Consider the following 17,010-nt stretch of genomic DNA (forward strand, 5'->3'; position numbering starts at 1 on the left):
TGGTGCCCGCGCTTTTGCCCCGCCGTGAGCGCACACAACCCCCCGTATCGTTCGATTTTCCGACTGGACCGGCGGGTTTGTGTGCGCTCAGCGCGCCCTGCCCACACCGGACCGGGTGTCCTCTCGCACCGACACCCGATTACGGTCGAGGCATGAGGATCGCGGTCGTCGGTGGCGGAATCAGCGGGCTCGTCGCGGCCTATCGGTTGCGGCAGCGACTGGGGGACAGCGCCGACATCGTCGTGCTCGAGCAGGGCGGACGAGTCGGTGGAGTGCTGCACACCCGCGAATTGGCCGGGGAGCCAGTCGATCTCGGGGCCGAGGCGTTCGTGGGGCGCAGGCCCGAGGTGATCGAGTTGATGAGCGAACTCGGCCTGGACGACCAGCTGGTGCGGCCCGCGGGAAAGCGCCCGCTGATCTGGGCGCGAGGATCGGCGCATCCGCTACCGGGCCGCACCCTGATGGGCATCCCGTCCGATGCCGAGTCGCTGCGCGGACTGGTCGACGACGCGACGCTGGATCGGGTCGCGACCGAGCCGCGGCGCCCGCTGCGGTGGGAGCCGGGCTCCGATGTCGACGTACAGACCCTGGTGGGTGACCGTTTCGGCACGCAGGTCGTGGAGCGGAGCGTCGATCCCTTGCTGGGAGGGGTGTACGCGGGGGTCAGCGCGTCCATCGGCATCCGCGCCGCGCTACCCACTCTTGCCGAAGCGCTCGACAACGGGGCGGCGAGCCTGACCGAGGCGATCCGTGCGGCGATGCCCGCCCCCAGCTCGGCCCCGGTATTCGGTGGACTGCGCGACGGCTACGGCGCCCTGCTCGCCGCGCTGACCGCGGCTTCGCGAGCCCGTCTGGTGACGACCACAGCCGCGACGCGGATAGCGCACGCACCCGGTGGCTGGGTGGTCGACCCACTCGGGGCCGTCGACGCCGTTGTCGTCGCGACGCCCGCCCCCGTCGCCGCCCGCCTCCTGCACTACGTGGCGCCCGCGGCGGCGCGGGCGGCCGCCGGGATCGAGCTGTCCTCCTCGGCGCTCGTCGCCATGGCACTCCCGCGCGAGACCGCATTGCCGGACAACTCGGGCATCCTCGTCGCCACCGGAGAACCCTTGCGCGCCAAGGCCTTCACGCTGTCCAGTCGCAAATGGCCCCACCTGGCCGCGCGCGAGGTCGCCCTCGTCCGCGCCTCCTTCGGCCGCCTCGGCGACGACACACCGCTCTCCTGGACCGACGACGACCTCATCGCGGCCGCGGTCGCCGACCTGGCCACCGTCACCGGCATCCCGATCACCCCACTCGAAGCCGTCGTCCAGCGCTGGCCCGGCGGCCTCCCGCAATACGCCCCCGGCCACACCGAACGCATCGCCACCCTCGAATCCGCCGTCGCCTCGCTCGACGGACTCGCGGTGGCGGGCGCCTACCTACACGGCGTCGGCGTGCCCGCCTGCGTTGCCTCGGGCACCGCGGCGGCAGGCCGGATCTCGGCGGACCTGGCGTCGGCCGACCACGGGTAACGGCGGTCCGGTCTCCTTCCGTCCGGGCGGCGTGTCACCGCCGCCAGTCGATAGCGATGTTGCATGATCGCCCGCTGTGACCACCACCGATGCGCAGCACACTGCACCGACATTGATCCTCGATCCCGATCTCGGGCCGGTCGAACTTCACCACGGTGAGGCGAGGACGGTGACGTCGATGTTCGGGAGCGAGGAATCGTCGCCGTGGCGGGCGAGCAGGCCGGTGGTGGACCCAGCCCCGGCGGTGGGTGAAAACCCCGCAGTGGCACCATAGATCCATGGCGCGACTCGACTACCAGGCTCTCAACTCCTCCATTCGCTACCTGATGTTCTCGGTGTTCCAGGTACAGCCGGGCGTGCTCGGTGAGGATCGGGCCGAGGCGATCAAGCAAGCCCAAGCTTTCTTCGACGGCTTGGCCGACAAGGGTGTGGTGCTGCGCGGGATCTACGACGTGGCGGGGCTGCGGGCCGACGCCGACTTCATGCTGTGGACCCACGCCGAGCGGGTCGAGGATCTGCAGGCCGCGTACGCCGATTTCCGCCGGACGACCGACCTCGGCCGCGCGAGTGCTCCGGTCTGGAGCAACGTCGCGGTGCACCGCCCCGCGGAGTTCAACAAGAGCCACATTCCGGCGTTTCTGGCGGGGGAGGACGCGGGGAACTACATCTGCGTCTACCCGTTCGTGCGGTCCTACGAGTGGTACCTGCTCCCCGACGAGGAGCGGCGCAAGATGCTCGCCGACCACGGCAAGGCCGCGCGCGGGTACCCGGATGTGCGGGCCAACACCGTGAGCTCGATGGCGCTGGGCGACTACGAGTGGATTCTCGCGTTCGAGGCGCCCGAACTGCACCGGATCGTGGATCTGATGCGTGACCTGCGGGCGACCGAGGCGCGGCGCCACGTCCGCGAGGAAGTGCCGTTCTTCACCGGGCCGCGTGTCGAGGTCGAACAGCTGGTCAGCGCACTGCCGTAGCGGTCGAGTCCCACACTGCCGTCGAGGCCCGGTCGACAGACCGGGCCTCGCGCGTTATTCGGCTGCGGGCTTCAGGCGCAGCGAGATCGAGTTGATGCAGTAGCGCTGGTCGGTGGGTGTCGGGTACCCCTCGCCCTCGAAGACGTGTCCGAGGTGGCTGTGGCAGTTGGCGCACACCACCTCGACCCGGCGCATGCCCATCGTGTCGTCGGGCTTGAGGATCACCGCGTCGGAATCGGCGGGATCGAAGAACGACGGCCACCCGCAGTGGGACTCGAATTTCTCTGTGCTGCGGAACAATTCGGCGTCACAGGCCCGGCAGGTGTAGACACCTTCGGTCTTGGTGTCGGTGTATTCGCCGATGAACGGGCGCTCGGTGGCGGCCTCGCGCAGGACGGCGTATTCCTCGGGATCCAGTTTCGCCCGCCATTGCTGCGGCGTCAGCTGGATGCGCGGCGTGGGCAACGAAGTATCGGAACTCATGGCTCCACGCTAATGGTTTCGGCCGGTGCGCGCCGTGAGCGGTGCGTCACCGGCCGAGAACTACTTGAGTACGGGTTCGCGATCGTCGACCGGCGCCACCGGATCATCGCGGTGCGGATCGGTGGCCGGGGCGGCGGTCGCGGATTTCCCGCCGTGACGCGAATCGGGTGCGCTCGCCATCCACGTCGGATCGATCCCGAACTGCAGCCTGCCCTCACGACGCGCGGCCAGGTACCGGTCGCCGAGCACGCAGAACACGACGATGAGCAGCAGCCCCCAGCCGAAGGTCACCCGCAGGTACTCGAGGTTGCGGCCGACGCCCTGCCAGCGATCCGAGAGCCACTTGTCGTAGGTCATGAACCCGAAGATCGCCAGCCACGCCGGCCAGTTGCGCAGCACGGAATTGCGCAGCACCACCGTCATCAGGAACGGGAACAGCATCATCGAGTAGTACATCTGGCCCAGTGAGGGCAGCAGGAACGACGCGGTGAGCAGCACCCCGGAGAACGTGGTGACGAAGAACAGTTCGTCGTGGCGGTAGTAGCGCCACAGCAGCCACAGCGATACCGCGACCACACCGGCCATCGCGACCTGGATCAGCAGGATCAGCCAGTGCGGCAGCCCGTAGTAGGCTCCGTTGCCGCCCACCGAGCTGTTGAAGTAGTCACGCGTCTGCGCCAGATACGGCAGGACACGGGTGAAGAACTTTTGCGGGTCCACCGACAACGGCCACGCGATCGCGGTGAGCGCCAACGGCACACCACACGCGGTGATGAAGACCTTCCACTGCCCACGCACGGCCGCGACCAGCAGCAACGGTGCCAGTGTCGGTTTCACGGCGATGCTCAGACCGAGGATCGCGCCGGCCCAGAGATCCCGGCGCGCCAGCAGCAGGTGGATGAACAGCAGTTCGGCCAGCAGCAGGCAGCCGTTGACATTGGTGAAGACCAGCGTGTTGATGACGGTCTCGGAACTGAACATGGCCAGCAGCAGGGCGGGCGCGGCGACAGAGCCGATGCCGAATTTGAACAGGCGAAGCAGCAGGTACCAGGCGATGAGGATCGCGACCGCGTTGAGCGCGATGAACAGCCACCGCGACAGTTCGTAATCGATGATCGCGACCGGTGCGATGATCAACGTGCCGCTCGGCGGATACAGGTAGTGCGGGTCCACCGACGAGAAGTCGGCGGTGTACACGGGCCTGCGGTTCAGGAACTCGAACGAGGCGTTGTACACAGGCCGGTAGTCGTCGGTGATGAAACCGTTGATCGCCTTGATGAAGACGCGGTTCAGCACCATCATGACCGCGAAGGGCCAGAGCGCGAACTTGATCACCTCGGCGGAGGTGCGAGCGGTACGGGGCTCGAGCTGTCGGAACAACACTGGGGCACGGTACACCGAATCGGGTAGCGATGGTGTCGCCGGACCCGGGGGACGCGCCGGAACCGGGCTGTTGCCCCGACCGGATCAGGCCGGGCAGGCACCACCGTCGGCGGGGAGTTGCGCCTGCGCGAGGTAGTCGGTGACGGCCTTCTGCGCGCACCCGGAGTGGGGGACGACCGGATGCCCCCAGCCCTGCCAGGTCATGGTGGCGTGCCGGGCGCCCGCCGAGCCGAGCGCGCCGGTCACCGAGGCGGCGGTCCCGCCGACGATCGGGTCGGCGGCACCGGCGAACACCAGCACCGGCAGTTCGAGTTCGGTCGGCAGCGGCGCCGCGGTGGAGACCGGCCAGGCCGAGCAGATCATCAGGCCGATGGCGGCGTTGCGCCCGAATACCGGATATTTGCTCGCCCAGGTGTCGGCGAGTTCCCGGGCCTTGTCCGCGGTCGGGGGCTGCTGGCTGTCGGTGCACCGGTTGACGAACTCGCCGTCGGAAGTGGTCGCGGCGGCCTCGCGCACGATCATCGCCGACAGTGGTCCCCGATCGCCACGATCGGCGGCGGCCAGGACGTCGGCCAGTGCGGTGACCCGGTCGGCCTGGTCACCGCGCGGACTGGACAGGAAACCGAGGAGCGCGGTGGACAGGTCCGCGGCCGAGATGTCGCCGAGTTCGCCGCTGCTCGCCTTGTTCATCAGCGCGGCGACCGCCGCTCGCGGATCGGCTCCGAGTGCGCAGTCGGCGGCCTTGCAGCGCTGCGCGAACGCGGTGAGGGCCGCTTCGGCGCCGGTGACGCGCGCCTCGGCCATGGTGGTGGCGTCGGCGCCGACCGGCTCGGGCGCGTCGAGCACGAGTCGGGCCAGGTGGTCGCCGTAGCGGCGGGCGTAGCTCAGGGCCACCTTGGCACCGTTACCCGCGCCGAGCAGGTTGATCTTGTCGACCTGCCACTGCTTGCGCAGTTGTTCGATGTCGTCGGCGGCGTGCGGTGCGTCGAAGGTGCCCTCGTAGGGCTGCAGGAAATCGCGGCAGGCGATGGTGGCGTCCTGGCTGAAGCCCGCCACCGCGCCGACCTGGTCGGCGCTGCCGACACCGGTCTGGCCGAGATCGGTCATCACCGCGCGCAGCTGCGGGGGAATGCAGTCGATGGGCTGTGAGGCGCCGATGCCACGCCGATCCACCGCGACGATCGGGTGCGCGGCCAGCAACGCGCTGTTGGGCCCGATCGCCAGCCCGGCCAGCGTCGAGGCCGACGAACGGTCCGACCCGGAGGTGAGCACCAGCGGGGCCGCGTCGGCGGGCGTCTGCGGCAGCCGGGCGCGCAGGGCCCCCGCACGGAAGGTGCCGATCACGGTGCCCGCGGTGTCGATCGGGGTGGAGAACTCGGCGCAGTCGAGAACCAGCCCCGCGGGGGCGGCGCCGAAGTCGAGCGAACTCAGTGTGGCCGCGGTGCAATCACGCCAGGCGAGATCGGTTTCGGGCACCTCGGCCTTCGCCAGCTCCTGCGTCGTCGGCGTTTCGGTCTGGGCGCCACCGCCGCCCGGCCGCTCGACGGCGACGACAGGCCGATCCGACGGTCCGGCCCCACAGCCCGCGAGCATGATCGACAGTGTCGCGGCCGTCGCCGCGGCCCGAGTCCAACGCATGCGCTACACACTGCCAGGTTCGGCGCCAGGTTTCATCGACGGGCCCAGCGGGCCAGGACGGTGCCGTCTTCGGCGAGCACCAGCTGTTTGCGCGCCATCGGCAGGTCGAATGTGCTCGCCGACAGTGATATTCGTCCGCCCGCACCGCCGACCAGCATCGGGGCGGTGGTCAGGCACAGCTCGTCGACCAGGCCCGCCTCGGCCAGCTGTCCGAACAGGTGCGGTCCGCCTTCACACAGCACCCGGTGCAGGCCCCGCTCGGCGAACACGCGCAGCAGCGCGGCAGGCATGATCGCGGCCTCTCCGGCGACCACCACCTGGGCGCCCGCGTCCTCGAGTGCGCTGACCTGCGCCGCGGCCGCGTGCCGGGTGGTGATGATCAGCGGTGGTACCTCGGCGTCGGTGAAGAACTTCGCCCCGGGATCGAGCTTCGCGGTGGCGGTGACCACCGCGATCGGTGGTGCGGTGCCGTCGGGATGACCGCCGATTCCGTGCCGGTGGTGCGCGATGCGCCGCTGCGGGTCGGTGTGCGCGCCGCCGTAGTTCTCCGCGCGCACGGTGCCCGCGCCGACGACGACCACGTCGGCCAGTTCGCGCAGGAGCGTGAACACTGTTTTGTCCGCCTCGGTGCCCAATCCTTCGGACACGCCGTCGACGGTGAACGCACCGTCGATGCTGTTGACGAAGTTGGCTCGCACCCAGGGCTGGTCCAGATGCCGCGGGTAGGCATAGCACCTGGCCAGTGCGTCGGGGTCGAGGTCTGCGAGCTGGGTCACATTGTGGATACGCTGCATAGGGAACGATGCAACCACGTCCGTACCATTTGGACATGCAAGAACGCCTTGTCGATCGCCATCCGGAGGTCCCAGCCGACCAACTCGTCGCGCAGATGGTGCCCCCGCCCATGTTCGACGAGGTCAGCTTCGCCTCCTACATCCCCGACCCCACAGAGCCCAGCCAAGCGGCCGCGGTCGCCAAGGCCGAGGAATTCGCAGCTCAGGTGGCCAAGATTCACAAGGCCGCTTCGAAGAAGAGCCTCTTCGGCAAGAAGAAGCCCGTCACCGGCGCGGGCTTGTACCTCGACGGCGGCTTCGGTGTGGGCAAGACCCACCTGCTCGCCTCGATCTTCCACAGCTCGCCGGCGCCCAAGTCGTTCGGCACCTTCGGCGAGGTCACCAACCTGGTCGGCGCGCTGGGCTTCAACAACGCCGTCGAGCGGCTCTCGGCCAACAGCGTGCTGTGCATCGACGAGTTCGAACTCGACGATCCGGGCGACACGATGCTGGTCTCGCGACTGCTCACCGAGCTGTCGGCCCGCGGCGTGTCCATCGTGGCAACGTCGAACACGCTGCCCGGTCAGCTGGGCGAAGGCCGTTTCGCGGCATCGGATTTCCTGCGCGAGATCAAGAAGCTCGGCTCGATCTTCGATCCGGTGCGGGTCGACGGGCCCGACTACCGTCACCGCGATCTGCCGCCCGCCCCGGAACCCACCTCCACCGAGCTGCTCGTCGAGCGCGCGGCGGCCACTCCCGGTTCCACACTCGACGAATTCGATGTGCTGCTGAAGCATCTGAGCACACTGCACCCGTCCAAGTACGGTGCCCTGATCCACGGCGTGGCATCGGTGTTCGTCTCCGATGTGCACACCGTGACCGATCAGGCCGTCGCGCTGCGCGTGGTCGTGCTGGCCGACCGTCTCTACGACGCGAGCATCCCGGTGACGGTCTCGGGCGTCAAGCTCGACGAGATCTTCTCGAAGGAGATGCTCGACGGCGGCTACCGCAAGAAGTACCTGCGCGCGATCTCGCGTCTACTGGCGCTGTCGCGCTTCGAGGCGGCTGTGTAATTGGCGGCTGGTGCCGCGGTTCTCGGCCCTGTTCCCCGCCTCTTCCCTCCCTCCGGGTACTCCTTCGTCGCACCCTCCACTCAGTCCAGAGTCGGGCGGGCCGAGAACGTCGTGGCGGGCCGAGAACGTCGTGGCCGGGCCGAGAACGTCGTCGCGGGCTCTAGAGCGCGCGTTCGAAGACGTAATCGGCGTGCAGTTGGTTGCCGACCGTGAAGGTCTTGGTCCCCACCTGTCGAAAACCGTGCTTGGCGTAGAACTTCTGCGCGCGCTCGTTGGCCTGGTTGACCCCGAGCCACAGCGTGTCGGCGCCCGCGGTGCGCGCGGTATCGACGACGGCCTCCATCAGCGCCGTGGCGACCCCGCTGCCGTGATGGCCGGGCAGCACGTACATCTTGCTCAGTTCGATCACCTCGCCCGCGCTCAGCCGCGCGGCGACCTCGGGGTCGCTGGGCCTGCCCGCGATGAGCATGGCGTAACCGACGATCTCGTCGCCCTCGACGGCCTTGAGCACGGTTCTGGCCGGGTCGGACAGGTATTCGCCGAAGCGTTCGCCCGAGAGCACCTGCTCGAGGAAGATCTCGATGTCGCTCGCGGTGGCCTCGGGCGGGCAGGCCAGCGGGAAAGTCGCGGCGGCCACATCGCTGAGCGCCTCGGCGTCCCAGAGTCCGGCCCGGTCGACGACGACAGAACTGTTGGTCATCCTTCCAGTACAGCACGGGTCGGTCCGGCCGCGGCGCGACTGCGCGCGACGACAGCGTGGCGGGCCGAGCACATTCCAGTGGAGTGTGGGCCGGTCGGCGCTGTGGCGCTGTGGCCGCCGGTCCGAGTGATCTCCTGTCGCTGAGAGCCTTCACTGCGCGGTGGCACCAGACCTCTCTGTCCGAGTAGTCTCCGTCGCATGACGAGCGGTAGCCGCATCGGGATCGTCGGTGCGGGAGTGGCGGGTTTGGCCTGCGCGAAGGTATTGAGTCAGGCGGGGTTCCCGGTCGAAGTCTTCGACCGGGCCCCCGACGTCGGCGGTGTGTGGAGTGCCACCCGCCGGTATCCGGGACTTCGCGCGCAGAACAGCAAGTCCACGTACGCCTTCAGCGATCACCCGATGCCAGAGGATTTCCCCCGCTGGCCCGACGGCCAGCAGATGCAGGCCTACCTGGCCGGATACGTGCAGGAGTTCGGCCTCGGCCAGCACCTGCGCCTCGGCACCGAGGTGGTGGCGGCCGACCCGGTCGACAGCGGCTGGTTGCTCGAGATCCGCGACCGGATGGGCGTGCACCGCACCACCTGCGATCACCTGATCGTCGCCAACGGTGTCTACAGCGACCCGGTCGTGCCCGACCTGCCGGGAGCCGCGGCATTCCGGGCCGCGGGCGGACGACTGTGCCATGTCTCGCAATTCCACGACGTCGAGCAGGCGCGTGATCAGTCGGTGGTCGTGCTCGGCTACGGCAAGTCCGCGTGTGATGTCGCCGAGGCCGTCAGCCATATCGCCGACGAGACCACCATGGTGGCGCGCAGACTCACCTGGAAGATGCCGCGCACACTCGGCTTCGGCGCCGATTACGAGCGCCTGCTGCTCACCCGCGCGGGCGAGGCGCACTTCCCCTCCCGCTTCCCGCACCGCGCCGAACGACTGCTCGACCGCCTCGCGCTGCGCCAGTCGAACATGGACCTGCTGCAGGAGCGGGTCACGCGCAAGCTGCGCCTGCGTGAGCTCGACCTGGTGCCGACGGGCCCGATCTCCGAGATCGGCACCAGCAGCGCGAGCCTGGCCACCGAAGGCTTCGCCGAGCAGGTCGAGGCGGGCCGGATCAGCGTGCATCGCGACACCGAGATCACCGAACTGATCGGTGGGTCACACGGACCCGCGGTGCGCCTGGCCGACGGCAGTCTGAAACTGGCCGACGTCGTTGTGTGCGCGACCGGATACCGGCAGGAGGTGCCCTTCCTCACCCCGTTCGTCCGGCGCGCCCTCACCGACGAAATGGGCGATTTCCGGCTCTACCGCCACATCCTGCCGGTGGAGATCCCCAACCTGAGCTTCGCCGGCTACAACAGCTCCAACGTGAGCACCCTGAGCGCCGAAGTAGGCGCGCACTGGATCGCCGGGTTGCTCACGGGCAGGTTCGTGCCACCGATGGCCGAGCTGATGAACAACGAGATCGATGCGCGCCTGGAGTGGTCGCGGGAACGCAGCGGCGGCAGTCACGCGCACGGCGCCTCGGTGCTCCCGTTCTCGCTGGCCAATATCGACGAGATGCTCGAAGATCTCGGCACGCCGCTGCCGGTGATGTCGCGGCTGGCACAGTGGGTGCGACCCGTGCGACCCGCGTCCTACCGGGGCCTGCTGCGCAACCGCGCGGTGGCCGCACCCGTGGCGCCCACCCCGGCGCCCGTAGCGGAGCGGTAGCCGACACGCCGGATCGCCGTCGGCAACGCCGACGGCGCTCGGTGCGTTGGTGATAATCCTCGCGTGGATGCGCTGGATCTGAACCTGCTGCTCGCTCTCGACGCGCTGCTCGACACCAACAGCGTGACCGAGGCGGCCCGGCGGCTGCACACCTCGACCTCGGCGATGAGTCGCACTCTCACCCGGCTGCGCGAGGTGCTCGGCGATCCGCTGCTCGTTCGCTCCGGCAGACAGATGGTGCCGACGCCGCGGGCGCTGGAACTGCGCCACGACGTGGCGAGCCTGGTCGACCAGGGACGGTCGCTGCTCACCGCCCGCGACGGCCACGGGCCCGGCAGGCATCGCGATTTCGTTGTCCGTGTCGGTGATTCGGTGGGCGCACGGCTGTCGGGTCCACTGCTGGCCGCCGTCCACGCCCAGCTACCCGGGGTGACGGTACGACTGCTCGCCGCCGACGCCGCCGACGGCGCGGTCGCGTTGCGCGACGGCCGAGTCGACGTCGAAGTCGGCATGATCGGGCAGACCGATCCGGAAACGGTGGTCAAGCGCCTGTTCACCGACCGCTGGATCGGCGTCGCCGCCTCCGATCACCCGTTCGCCACCGACCGTCCCACCGTCGCCGCCTACGCCTCGGCCCGGCATCTGGAAGTGTCGCCCACCGGACGCACCCGGGGCCCGATCGACGACCGCCTCGCCCTGCACGGCCGCACTCGCCGGGTGGTCGCCACCGTCCCCGACCTGCCCACCGCGCTGCTCACTCTCGCGTCGACCGAAATGATCTGCCCCGCACCGGAACTGCTGTCCCGTGCCGCTCGTGCCGCGCTCGGCCTGGCGATGTTCGAGATCCCGCTGCCGCTGCCCGCCCCTGTCGTCGCCATGGCGTGGCATCCTCGCAACACCGCCGACGCCGGTCACCGCGCGCTGCGTGACCTCATCGGTACTGTGCTGCACGAACCCCCCGAAGCCGGATGTCGACCCGGGCTTCGTCCCGCTGGCGACGCCCGCCTGACCGACGCGGCGCTCGCGCGGGGCGAAGAAGACGCAGGTGCTGCCTAGCCGAGTTCCGGGGTCGGTGGCCCGAACACGTCGCGGCGCCCCGGCGGCAGTCCCGCCGAGCGCTTCAGCTCGTCGAGCATCGCCTGCAGTTTGTCGACGTGGGCGCGTTCGATGTCGAAGGCGCGGTAGGTGCCGGTGACGGTGATTCCGGCCGAGTCGGTGGCAGTGGGTGGAACCGGGTCGGAGACAGGGCGTTCGAGGGGGTCGGGCGTACTCGTCGGCAGGCCACGGCCGGTCGGCAAGCCCATGGTCGGGGCACCGGAGCCGCCGAAGTCGTCGGCCCGGTGATCATGGTCGGTGAGCGCTGTGTGGTGGGTGAGCGGCGCGTGCACCGACCGGCTGTTGGTGTCGGGCAGTTCGCCGGTGTTCGCCGGCAGGCGCGGGGGCGCCGGGCTGTCGCCGAATTCGGCTGCGCCGTCGACATGCGATGAGCCGCTCAGGCGGGTCGGATCCGCCGGGGCGTGGTTCGGCTGGGCGGTGAGTCCGCTCGGTGGGGTGAGCCGTGCCGGCGGGGCGGTCGGCGGCTCCGGAGTTTCGCCGGTGGTCAGGCGCTCACGGGGGGTGAAATCGTCGAACAGGGACTCGGCGCGTTGCATGGAGTCGGTGGTGAAGCCGTTGCGGGCGTGCCCGTTTCGTTCCGGGGGCGCCGGATCCTCGGAGAACGACCAGTGGATGCCGTTGGTGGTATTCGTCGATGTGTCGGACCGGGCGGGGAATGCGGGGGAGTGCGGGTCGAATCCGTTGAGCGGCTGACCGTTCGGGACCGAAAGGGATCGGTCGTTGGTCGTGAAGCCCGAGGCGGGGTGGTCATGGGCGGAGTCGGACCGTACGACACCGTTGTTGGACAGCACATCCGGCGACGGTGTCCCGAGTCCGACACCTGCGGCGGCAGCGTCCTCCGTCGGCTTCTTGGCCGGGCGGGCCCGCTCGATTCCGGCATCCGGGCCGGTTCCCGCCGTCGATAGACCTTCGGCCCCCCGCTCGGGCGGCACCGACCGGCCTTCGTCCGGGGAACGCGAAACATGTCGCATCGCGTCGGTACCGGGCGCGAACCCGTTGACGCCCGCGATCGGCACGTCTCCGTCGCGCACGACGGTGCTCACGTCCGCACTCCCCGGTAAGGCTGCGCTCGCGACGGCTTCCGATGCCGACACCGCGTCACTGTCCGTGCCATGGTGACCTGATGTGGGCGTGCGGTTCTCCGATAGCGACGCGCCGTTCGTCGTCGTCGGCGCACTCTTCTCCGACCGCGGGTCGAGCGCGGGCGCCGTCAACACCGTTCCGATCACCGCGGGCACCGGAGTGCCGTTTCGCGGGGCCGTGGTGTCACCGGCCACACCACGCGCGGTGCCGTTGATCGCCGCGCTCCCGTTCGTCGAGGCCGTGGACGGCGAAACCCCGTTGCCTGCCGCAGCGGCGGCGTTGCCGGTCGATGCGGCCCCACTGAGTCGCGCGGGCGCGGGCCGCCGACCCGGTGTCGGCGGTTCGCCACTGCCACCGGCGACGAACGCGTCGCTGTCGAAGGCGATCGGTTGGCCGAAGGGCGCCGCCGCTTCGGTCGGCGCGGTGCGCGGAATCGGCGTCGCGGCCAGGGCGGTGGGGTCGCCGAGATGGTCGGTGGTCGGGCGGGCCGGGGAGTTGCGGCGTTCGAGCGGGGGCCGGGAGCCCTCGGCATCGCGGTTCCGGTGGGACGGTAAGGGATCGGCAGTCGGTTGACGGTCATCTAGTCCGTCGGCGGCCCGTTCGGCGGCCTCCGCGGCTTCGCGGACCTCGCGGCGGCTTCGCGTGCCCCGCGCCGGACGGTCGGAATCGGGCTCACCGTCGTGGTCGAGAGCGTCCAGGCGCGAACTCAGGCGTGAAATATCCTGTGACGCGTGGAATGCCCAGGATTCCAGCTGCCTGATCCTGGTGTGGTCGGGCAGATCCTCGTCGACGGGGAAGGTGGGCACGTCGAACTGGACCCGCGCGGCGACGATATCGAGCTTGTCGCTGACTTCACGCAGCGCCGCGGCGATACTCGCCAGCATCGACCCGATGGATTCGTCGTGCTCAGCGTGGTTCATGGACACCCTACTTCCCGTGGTCGCCCGAGCCTGCCCGCCTCGGCCGCAGCGATCATATCCACCGGGGCAACAGCACGTGTTGTCGTGACTGCCTACGCGACGCGCCGAACCGATTCGCAATCAGGATGAAATGGACACGTTACAGGGCTGGTCTGTGTATCGAAATGATCAAGATCTGGGCGTCTTCGTGCGACGTTGGCGCAACGAAATGGCTTGATATACAAGCGGAGTCGCGGTTGTGATGTCGATCACCGGATGGTGACGCACCCGAACGCGGGTCAAGGGGGCTGGCGCCGTTTCGGTGGCTGCGGGAACCTGATGTTCAGGACGTGGGCGTGAGCGTACGGCAGGTCCCTTGGTGAGGGAGTGATGGTGAGGACGACGCGGCTGAGCGAGACCCAGGTGGCGTGTGGACGACGAGCGCTGCTCGACGAACTGGGTATTTCCGAGGGCAGCCGCCGCGCCGTCACCGAGCGGACCGGGTACGGCTGCGGATGCCCCGAATGCGCGGCGACACAATGGAATACGCAGCGCCTCGAACATTGGATCTGCGGCAGGCTCACGGCCGCGGGCGCCGACGAGGCGCAGGTCGACGCACGGGTGGGCGACATTCCCGTCGATATCTACTGGCGCCGCGGCGATCGGCGCTGCGTGGTCGAGGTGCACAGCGGCCCGCTCGATATCACCGCGGCACGCGCACATCGGAAACGACTGCAGGCGGCCGGAATCGACGATGTGCTGTGGGTGTGCCCGCAGGGTTTCTGGGTGCCGCTGGTGCCCGCGGTGGGCATCGCCGATTTCGCGCCGGCGGCCGCCGACTACCGCATCGACCAGGGCATGCTCACCGCCGATGACACGGGTTTCGCCGCTCCGGTTCGCGGCAGTACGCAGATGCGCGACTTCCTCGAGGGCTGGGTGTCCGGTGACATCGACTGGGCGCACGCGGATCTCACGACAGGAGGGTGGGCCGAAGTGGGCACCTGGGAACGGCATACCGCGGCACAGGCCGCGATGATCGAGCGCCAGCGCACGGAGTTGCGTGACCAGCGGGTGCAGCTGGCGGTCTCGCGCCAGCGGGTGCGCGACAAGCAGCGGCTGGTCGGCCGGCTGCACAACCGGATCGAGCGGGCCGGTGTGAACGCCGACGCCGAAGCCATCACGATGGCGGGGCTGCGCAGCGAGCTCGTCGCCCAGCAGCGCGTCGCGGCGAGCCTGCGCGCGAGTATCGGGCGGATGGATCGCACCCTGGATCAGTGGCAGTGGCTCACCTGCTGCGCGATGCTGTTGGTCCTCACCGTGCTGGTCGGCGCGATCGTGATGCGCTGAGCCGCATCGGCACCCGGTCCCACTGCCACTCGTTGCGCAGCACGAGTCCGGCCAGGTCGAGCAGATCCAGGCCGGTCTCCGCGCTGACCGTGGCCAGGGCCTGCCGGTCGTAGGGCCCCTGCTCGAGGTCGGCGGCGAGGCGTTGCTCGATCGAGGGGGCGACCGGGCGGGCCTCGAGTTGGGTCGTTCCGAGCGCGCTGCCGGTCCAGGCGAGCCAGCCCCAGCCGTGCTCGCGCGCGTAGGCGCGGCCGAGTTCGCTCTGGATCCGGTTGTGGTGGAAGGCGATGCGGCCCAACGGGACCACATCGACGAGCACCGTGCGGCCGTCGGTGAGTTGCGCGGCGACCGCCGGATAGTGCACCCGGTCCTCGTCGGCGAAGCGGTAGGTCAGCGCGGTCGGTTCCTCCTGAAACGCCGCGACTGCCGGATCGGCGTCGAGCGTTCGGAGCAATCGGGCCGCCATCGCCGAGTCGTAGGCGACGTCGCGGCCTGCCTTCGCCAGGTAGAACCGCCCGCGTCCGTCGTCGTCACCGTCGGCCACGCGCGCCGACTCGGTGGGTAGCGGGGTGGCTCGGCCGGTCGACCACTCGACCTCACCCCACAGCGCCCGCAGATCGTCGGCTCCGTCCTCGGGCACATGCAGCTTGGCCAGGATGCTGGCAGTCTTCTTCTGCCAGCCCAGGATCCGCTGCATCACATAGCCCGCCACCCGCTTGGCGTCGCCCTGTTCGTGTCCGGCCAGCCGCAGCTTCAGATACGACCATTCCATGGCCACCAGGTCGGTGTCGGTCGCGTAGGTCTCGGCCAGCAGCATGCGAACCAGGCGCAGATCGCCCGCCTCGACCGGATAGCGGTGGGCGAACACCCGCGCCGACCGGTGTCCCGAGCGCGCGGCTTCGCGCACGATGCGCCCGACCGCTTTGGTGTAGAGCTGGCGGACGCGGTCGCGGGCCAGGTCGTAGCGGGCACCGATGCGCGTCAGGGTTTCCGGGCGCTGTCCTCCGATCCCCAGCCGCAATGCGACGATCCGCGCATCGCGAGCCGCGCGTTCGGCATATTCGGTGAGCAGCTCGCCGACCAGTTCGTCGAGTTCCTCGAGCTCGAACGAGACGTCGGCGGCGATATCGTGATCGGGCGGCGTGACGATCTCGGTACTCACAGCGGCGACCTCCCTGGCTCGGTCGGGTCAGCGTAGCCGCAGGCCCCGACAACTAGAGCGAGGTCAGGTATTCGCTGTAGAACAGGCACAGTCCCGTCGCCGACGCGATCCCGGCCAGCACCCAGAACCGGATGATCACCGCGGTCTCGGGCCAGTTGTTCAGTTCGAAGTGGTGATGGAACGGCGCCATCCGGAACAGCCGGGTATGGGTCGTGCGAAACACCACGATCTGCAGCACCACCGACATGACCTCGGCGACGAACAGTGCCCCGATCACCACCGCGAGCAGTTCGGTGCGGCTGGTGATCGACAGGCCCGCCAGCAGTCCACCCAGGCCGAGCGAGCCGGTATCGCCCATGAAGATCTTGGCCGGGGCCGCGTTCCACCACAGGAAACCGATGCACGCCGCCGCGCCCGCCGCGCTGACCATCGCCAGGTCGAGGGGGTCACGCACCGTGTAGCAACCGCGGCCCGGGGTGATCTCGCACGAGTTGTCGTACTGCCACAGCGTGATCACCACGTACGCGCCGAGCGTGAGACTCATCGACCCCGCCGCCAGCCCGTCGAGCCCGTCGGTGATGTTCACCGCGTTGGACCAGGCGACCACCAGCAGCACGATGAACGCGATGAAGAACAGTGAGGCGAAGGTGATGGTGCTGATGTCGCGAACAAAGGACAGGTTGCGCCCGGCGGGCGTCAGGCCCGTGGCGCCCGGGAAGCGCAGCACCAGCACGGCGAACACCACCGCCGCGCCGATCTGCCCGATGTACTTGCCCGCCGCGGTCAACCCGAGATTGCGATGCTTGCGCAGCTTGATCGAGTCGTCGAGGAACCCCACCATGCCCAGCGCCGAGGCCAGCAGCAGCACCAGAATCCCCGACGCGCTCGGCCCCGGCGCGTCCCACAGCATCCCGATCAGGTGCGACCCCAGATAGCCGGCCCACACCCCCGCGCCGATCGCCAAACCGCCCATCGTCGGTGTCCCGCGCTTGGCCTGATGGCTGGCGGGCCCATCGATCCGGATCTCCTGGCCGAACCCGCGCCGCGCGAAGACCCGGATCAATCCCGGCGTGAGCGTGATGGTGACGATCAGGGCGATCCCCGCCGACAACAGGATCTGCCTCACTCGATTGCCCCTCCATGCTGCCGGTTCCGCACCGG

Annotated in this window: 14 protein-coding genes; 6 read left to right on the plus strand and 8 right to left on the minus strand. The window is 69.3% G+C overall.

Going from position 1 to position 17,010, the window contains the following annotated elements:
- Nucleotides 1-152: 152 nt before the first annotated feature.
- Nucleotides 153-1,514: a protoporphyrinogen oxidase gene (locus ACFWUR_RS05875; protein ID WP_378902536.1), complete on the plus strand. Its 1,362-nt coding sequence runs from the start codon at nucleotides 153-155 to the stop codon at nucleotides 1,512-1,514.
- A gap of 278 nt (nucleotides 1,515-1,792) precedes the next feature.
- Nucleotides 1,793-2,488 carry a hydrogen peroxide-dependent heme synthase gene (gene hemQ / locus ACFWUR_RS05880; RefSeq protein ID WP_378902539.1) on the plus strand — a complete coding sequence of 232 codons (696 nt, stop codon included), beginning with the start codon at nucleotides 1,793-1,795 and terminating at the stop codon, nucleotides 2,486-2,488.
- A gap of 54 nt (nucleotides 2,489-2,542) precedes the next feature.
- On the opposite strand, the gene msrB is transcribed toward hemQ, so the two are convergent.
- The 4 genes from msrB to ACFWUR_RS05900 form a co-directional block, all read right to left on the minus strand.
- Nucleotides 2,543-2,971, minus strand: a complete 429-nt coding sequence (gene msrB, locus ACFWUR_RS05885) for a peptide-methionine (R)-S-oxide reductase MsrB (protein ID WP_378902542.1) — start codon at nucleotides 2,969-2,971, stop codon at nucleotides 2,543-2,545.
- Nucleotides 2,972-3,031: 60 nt separating this feature from the next.
- A complete protein-coding gene (locus tag ACFWUR_RS05890; RefSeq protein ID WP_378902545.1) occupies nucleotides 3,032-4,354 on the minus strand; it encodes a glycosyltransferase family 87 protein in 1,323 nt (440 codons plus the stop codon).
- 84 nt (nucleotides 4,355-4,438) lie between these two features.
- Entirely contained in the window at nucleotides 4,439-5,992 is a 1,554-nt protein-coding gene (locus ACFWUR_RS05895; RefSeq protein ID WP_378902548.1) for an alpha/beta hydrolase, read from the minus strand.
- Between the two features lie 32 nt (nucleotides 5,993-6,024).
- Nucleotides 6,025-6,786 carry a pyrimidine reductase family protein gene (locus tag ACFWUR_RS05900; protein ID WP_378902551.1) on the minus strand — a complete coding sequence of 254 codons (762 nt, stop codon included), beginning with the start codon at nucleotides 6,784-6,786 and terminating at the stop codon, nucleotides 6,025-6,027.
- Between the two features lie 35 nt (nucleotides 6,787-6,821).
- Between ACFWUR_RS05900 and zapE the strand changes: the two genes are divergently transcribed.
- Complete coding sequence (zapE, locus tag ACFWUR_RS05905; protein ID WP_378902554.1) at nucleotides 6,822-7,838, plus strand: cell division protein ZapE; 1,017 nt, start codon at nucleotides 6,822-6,824, stop codon at nucleotides 7,836-7,838.
- 160 nt (nucleotides 7,839-7,998) lie between these two features.
- On the opposite strand, the gene ACFWUR_RS05910 is transcribed toward zapE, so the two are convergent.
- Nucleotides 7,999-8,538: a GNAT family N-acetyltransferase gene (locus ACFWUR_RS05910; protein WP_378902557.1), complete on the minus strand. Its 540-nt coding sequence runs from the start codon at nucleotides 8,536-8,538 to the stop codon at nucleotides 7,999-8,001.
- 198 nt (nucleotides 8,539-8,736) lie between these two features.
- Here ACFWUR_RS05910 and ACFWUR_RS05915 point away from each other — a divergent pair, with 198 nt between their 5' ends.
- Together ACFWUR_RS05915 and ACFWUR_RS05920 are read left to right on the plus strand one after the other, a co-directional pair.
- Nucleotides 8,737-10,245, plus strand: a complete 1,509-nt coding sequence (locus tag ACFWUR_RS05915) for a flavin-containing monooxygenase (protein WP_378902560.1) — start codon at nucleotides 8,737-8,739, stop codon at nucleotides 10,243-10,245.
- A gap of 63 nt (nucleotides 10,246-10,308) precedes the next feature.
- Nucleotides 10,309-11,301: a LysR family transcriptional regulator gene (locus tag ACFWUR_RS05920; RefSeq protein ID WP_378902563.1), complete on the plus strand. Its 993-nt coding sequence runs from the start codon at nucleotides 10,309-10,311 to the stop codon at nucleotides 11,299-11,301.
- On the opposite strand, the gene ACFWUR_RS05925 is transcribed toward ACFWUR_RS05920, so the two are convergent.
- On the minus strand, nucleotides 11,298-13,364 hold the full coding sequence (locus tag ACFWUR_RS05925) for a hypothetical protein (protein WP_378902566.1): 2,067 nt from the start codon (nucleotides 13,362-13,364) through the stop codon (nucleotides 11,298-11,300). The genes ACFWUR_RS05920 and ACFWUR_RS05925 overlap by 4 nt on opposite strands.
- A gap of 372 nt (nucleotides 13,365-13,736) precedes the next feature.
- On the opposite strand from ACFWUR_RS05925, the gene ACFWUR_RS05930 reads away from it, so the two are divergent.
- The gene (locus tag ACFWUR_RS05930) at nucleotides 13,737-14,690 is read left to right on the plus strand and encodes a hypothetical protein (protein WP_378902569.1); all 954 of its coding nucleotides are present in this window, start codon (nucleotides 13,737-13,739) and stop codon (nucleotides 14,688-14,690) included.
- Here ACFWUR_RS05930 and ACFWUR_RS05935 read toward each other — a convergent pair.
- Entirely contained in the window at nucleotides 14,656-15,849 is a 1,194-nt protein-coding gene (locus tag ACFWUR_RS05935) for a hypothetical protein (RefSeq protein WP_378902572.1), read from the minus strand. The genes ACFWUR_RS05930 and ACFWUR_RS05935 overlap by 35 nt on opposite strands.
- A gap of 52 nt (nucleotides 15,850-15,901) precedes the next feature.
- On the minus strand, nucleotides 15,902-16,975 hold the full coding sequence (gene mraY, locus ACFWUR_RS05940; RefSeq protein ID WP_378902575.1) for a phospho-N-acetylmuramoyl-pentapeptide-transferase: 1,074 nt from the start codon (nucleotides 16,973-16,975) through the stop codon (nucleotides 15,902-15,904).
- Nucleotides 16,976-17,010 lie beyond the last annotated feature (35 nt).

Origin of the sequence: Nocardia sp. NPDC058633, assembly GCF_042717045.1 — a bacterium.
Classification (GTDB): Bacteria; Actinomycetota; Actinomycetes; order Mycobacteriales; family Mycobacteriaceae; genus Nocardia.

Coding starts and splice junctions, on each gene's coding strand:
- ACFWUR_RS05875 (WP_378902536.1), top strand. CDS start 153: ATGAGGATCGCGGTCGTCGGTGGCGGAATCAGCGGGCTCGTCGCGGCC.
- hemQ (WP_378902539.1), top strand. CDS start 1,793: ATGGCGCGACTCGACTACCAGGCTCTCAACTCCTCCATTCGCTACCTG.
- msrB (WP_378902542.1), bottom strand. CDS start 2,971: ATGAGTTCCGATACTTCGTTGCCCACGCCGCGCATCCAGCTGACGCCG.
- ACFWUR_RS05895 (WP_378902548.1), bottom strand. CDS start 5,992: ATGCGTTGGACTCGGGCCGCGGCGACGGCCGCGACACTGTCGATCATG.
- ACFWUR_RS05900 (WP_378902551.1), bottom strand. CDS start 6,786: ATGCAGCGTATCCACAATGTGACCCAGCTCGCAGACCTCGACCCCGAC.
- zapE (WP_378902554.1), top strand. CDS start 6,822: ATGCAAGAACGCCTTGTCGATCGCCATCCGGAGGTCCCAGCCGACCAA.
- ACFWUR_RS05910 (WP_378902557.1), bottom strand. CDS start 8,538: ATGACCAACAGTTCTGTCGTCGTCGACCGGGCCGGACTCTGGGACGCC.
- ACFWUR_RS05915 (WP_378902560.1), top strand. CDS start 8,737: ATGACGAGCGGTAGCCGCATCGGGATCGTCGGTGCGGGAGTGGCGGGT.
- ACFWUR_RS05925 (WP_378902566.1), bottom strand. CDS start 13,364: ATGAACCACGCTGAGCACGACGAATCCATCGGGTCGATGCTGGCGAGT.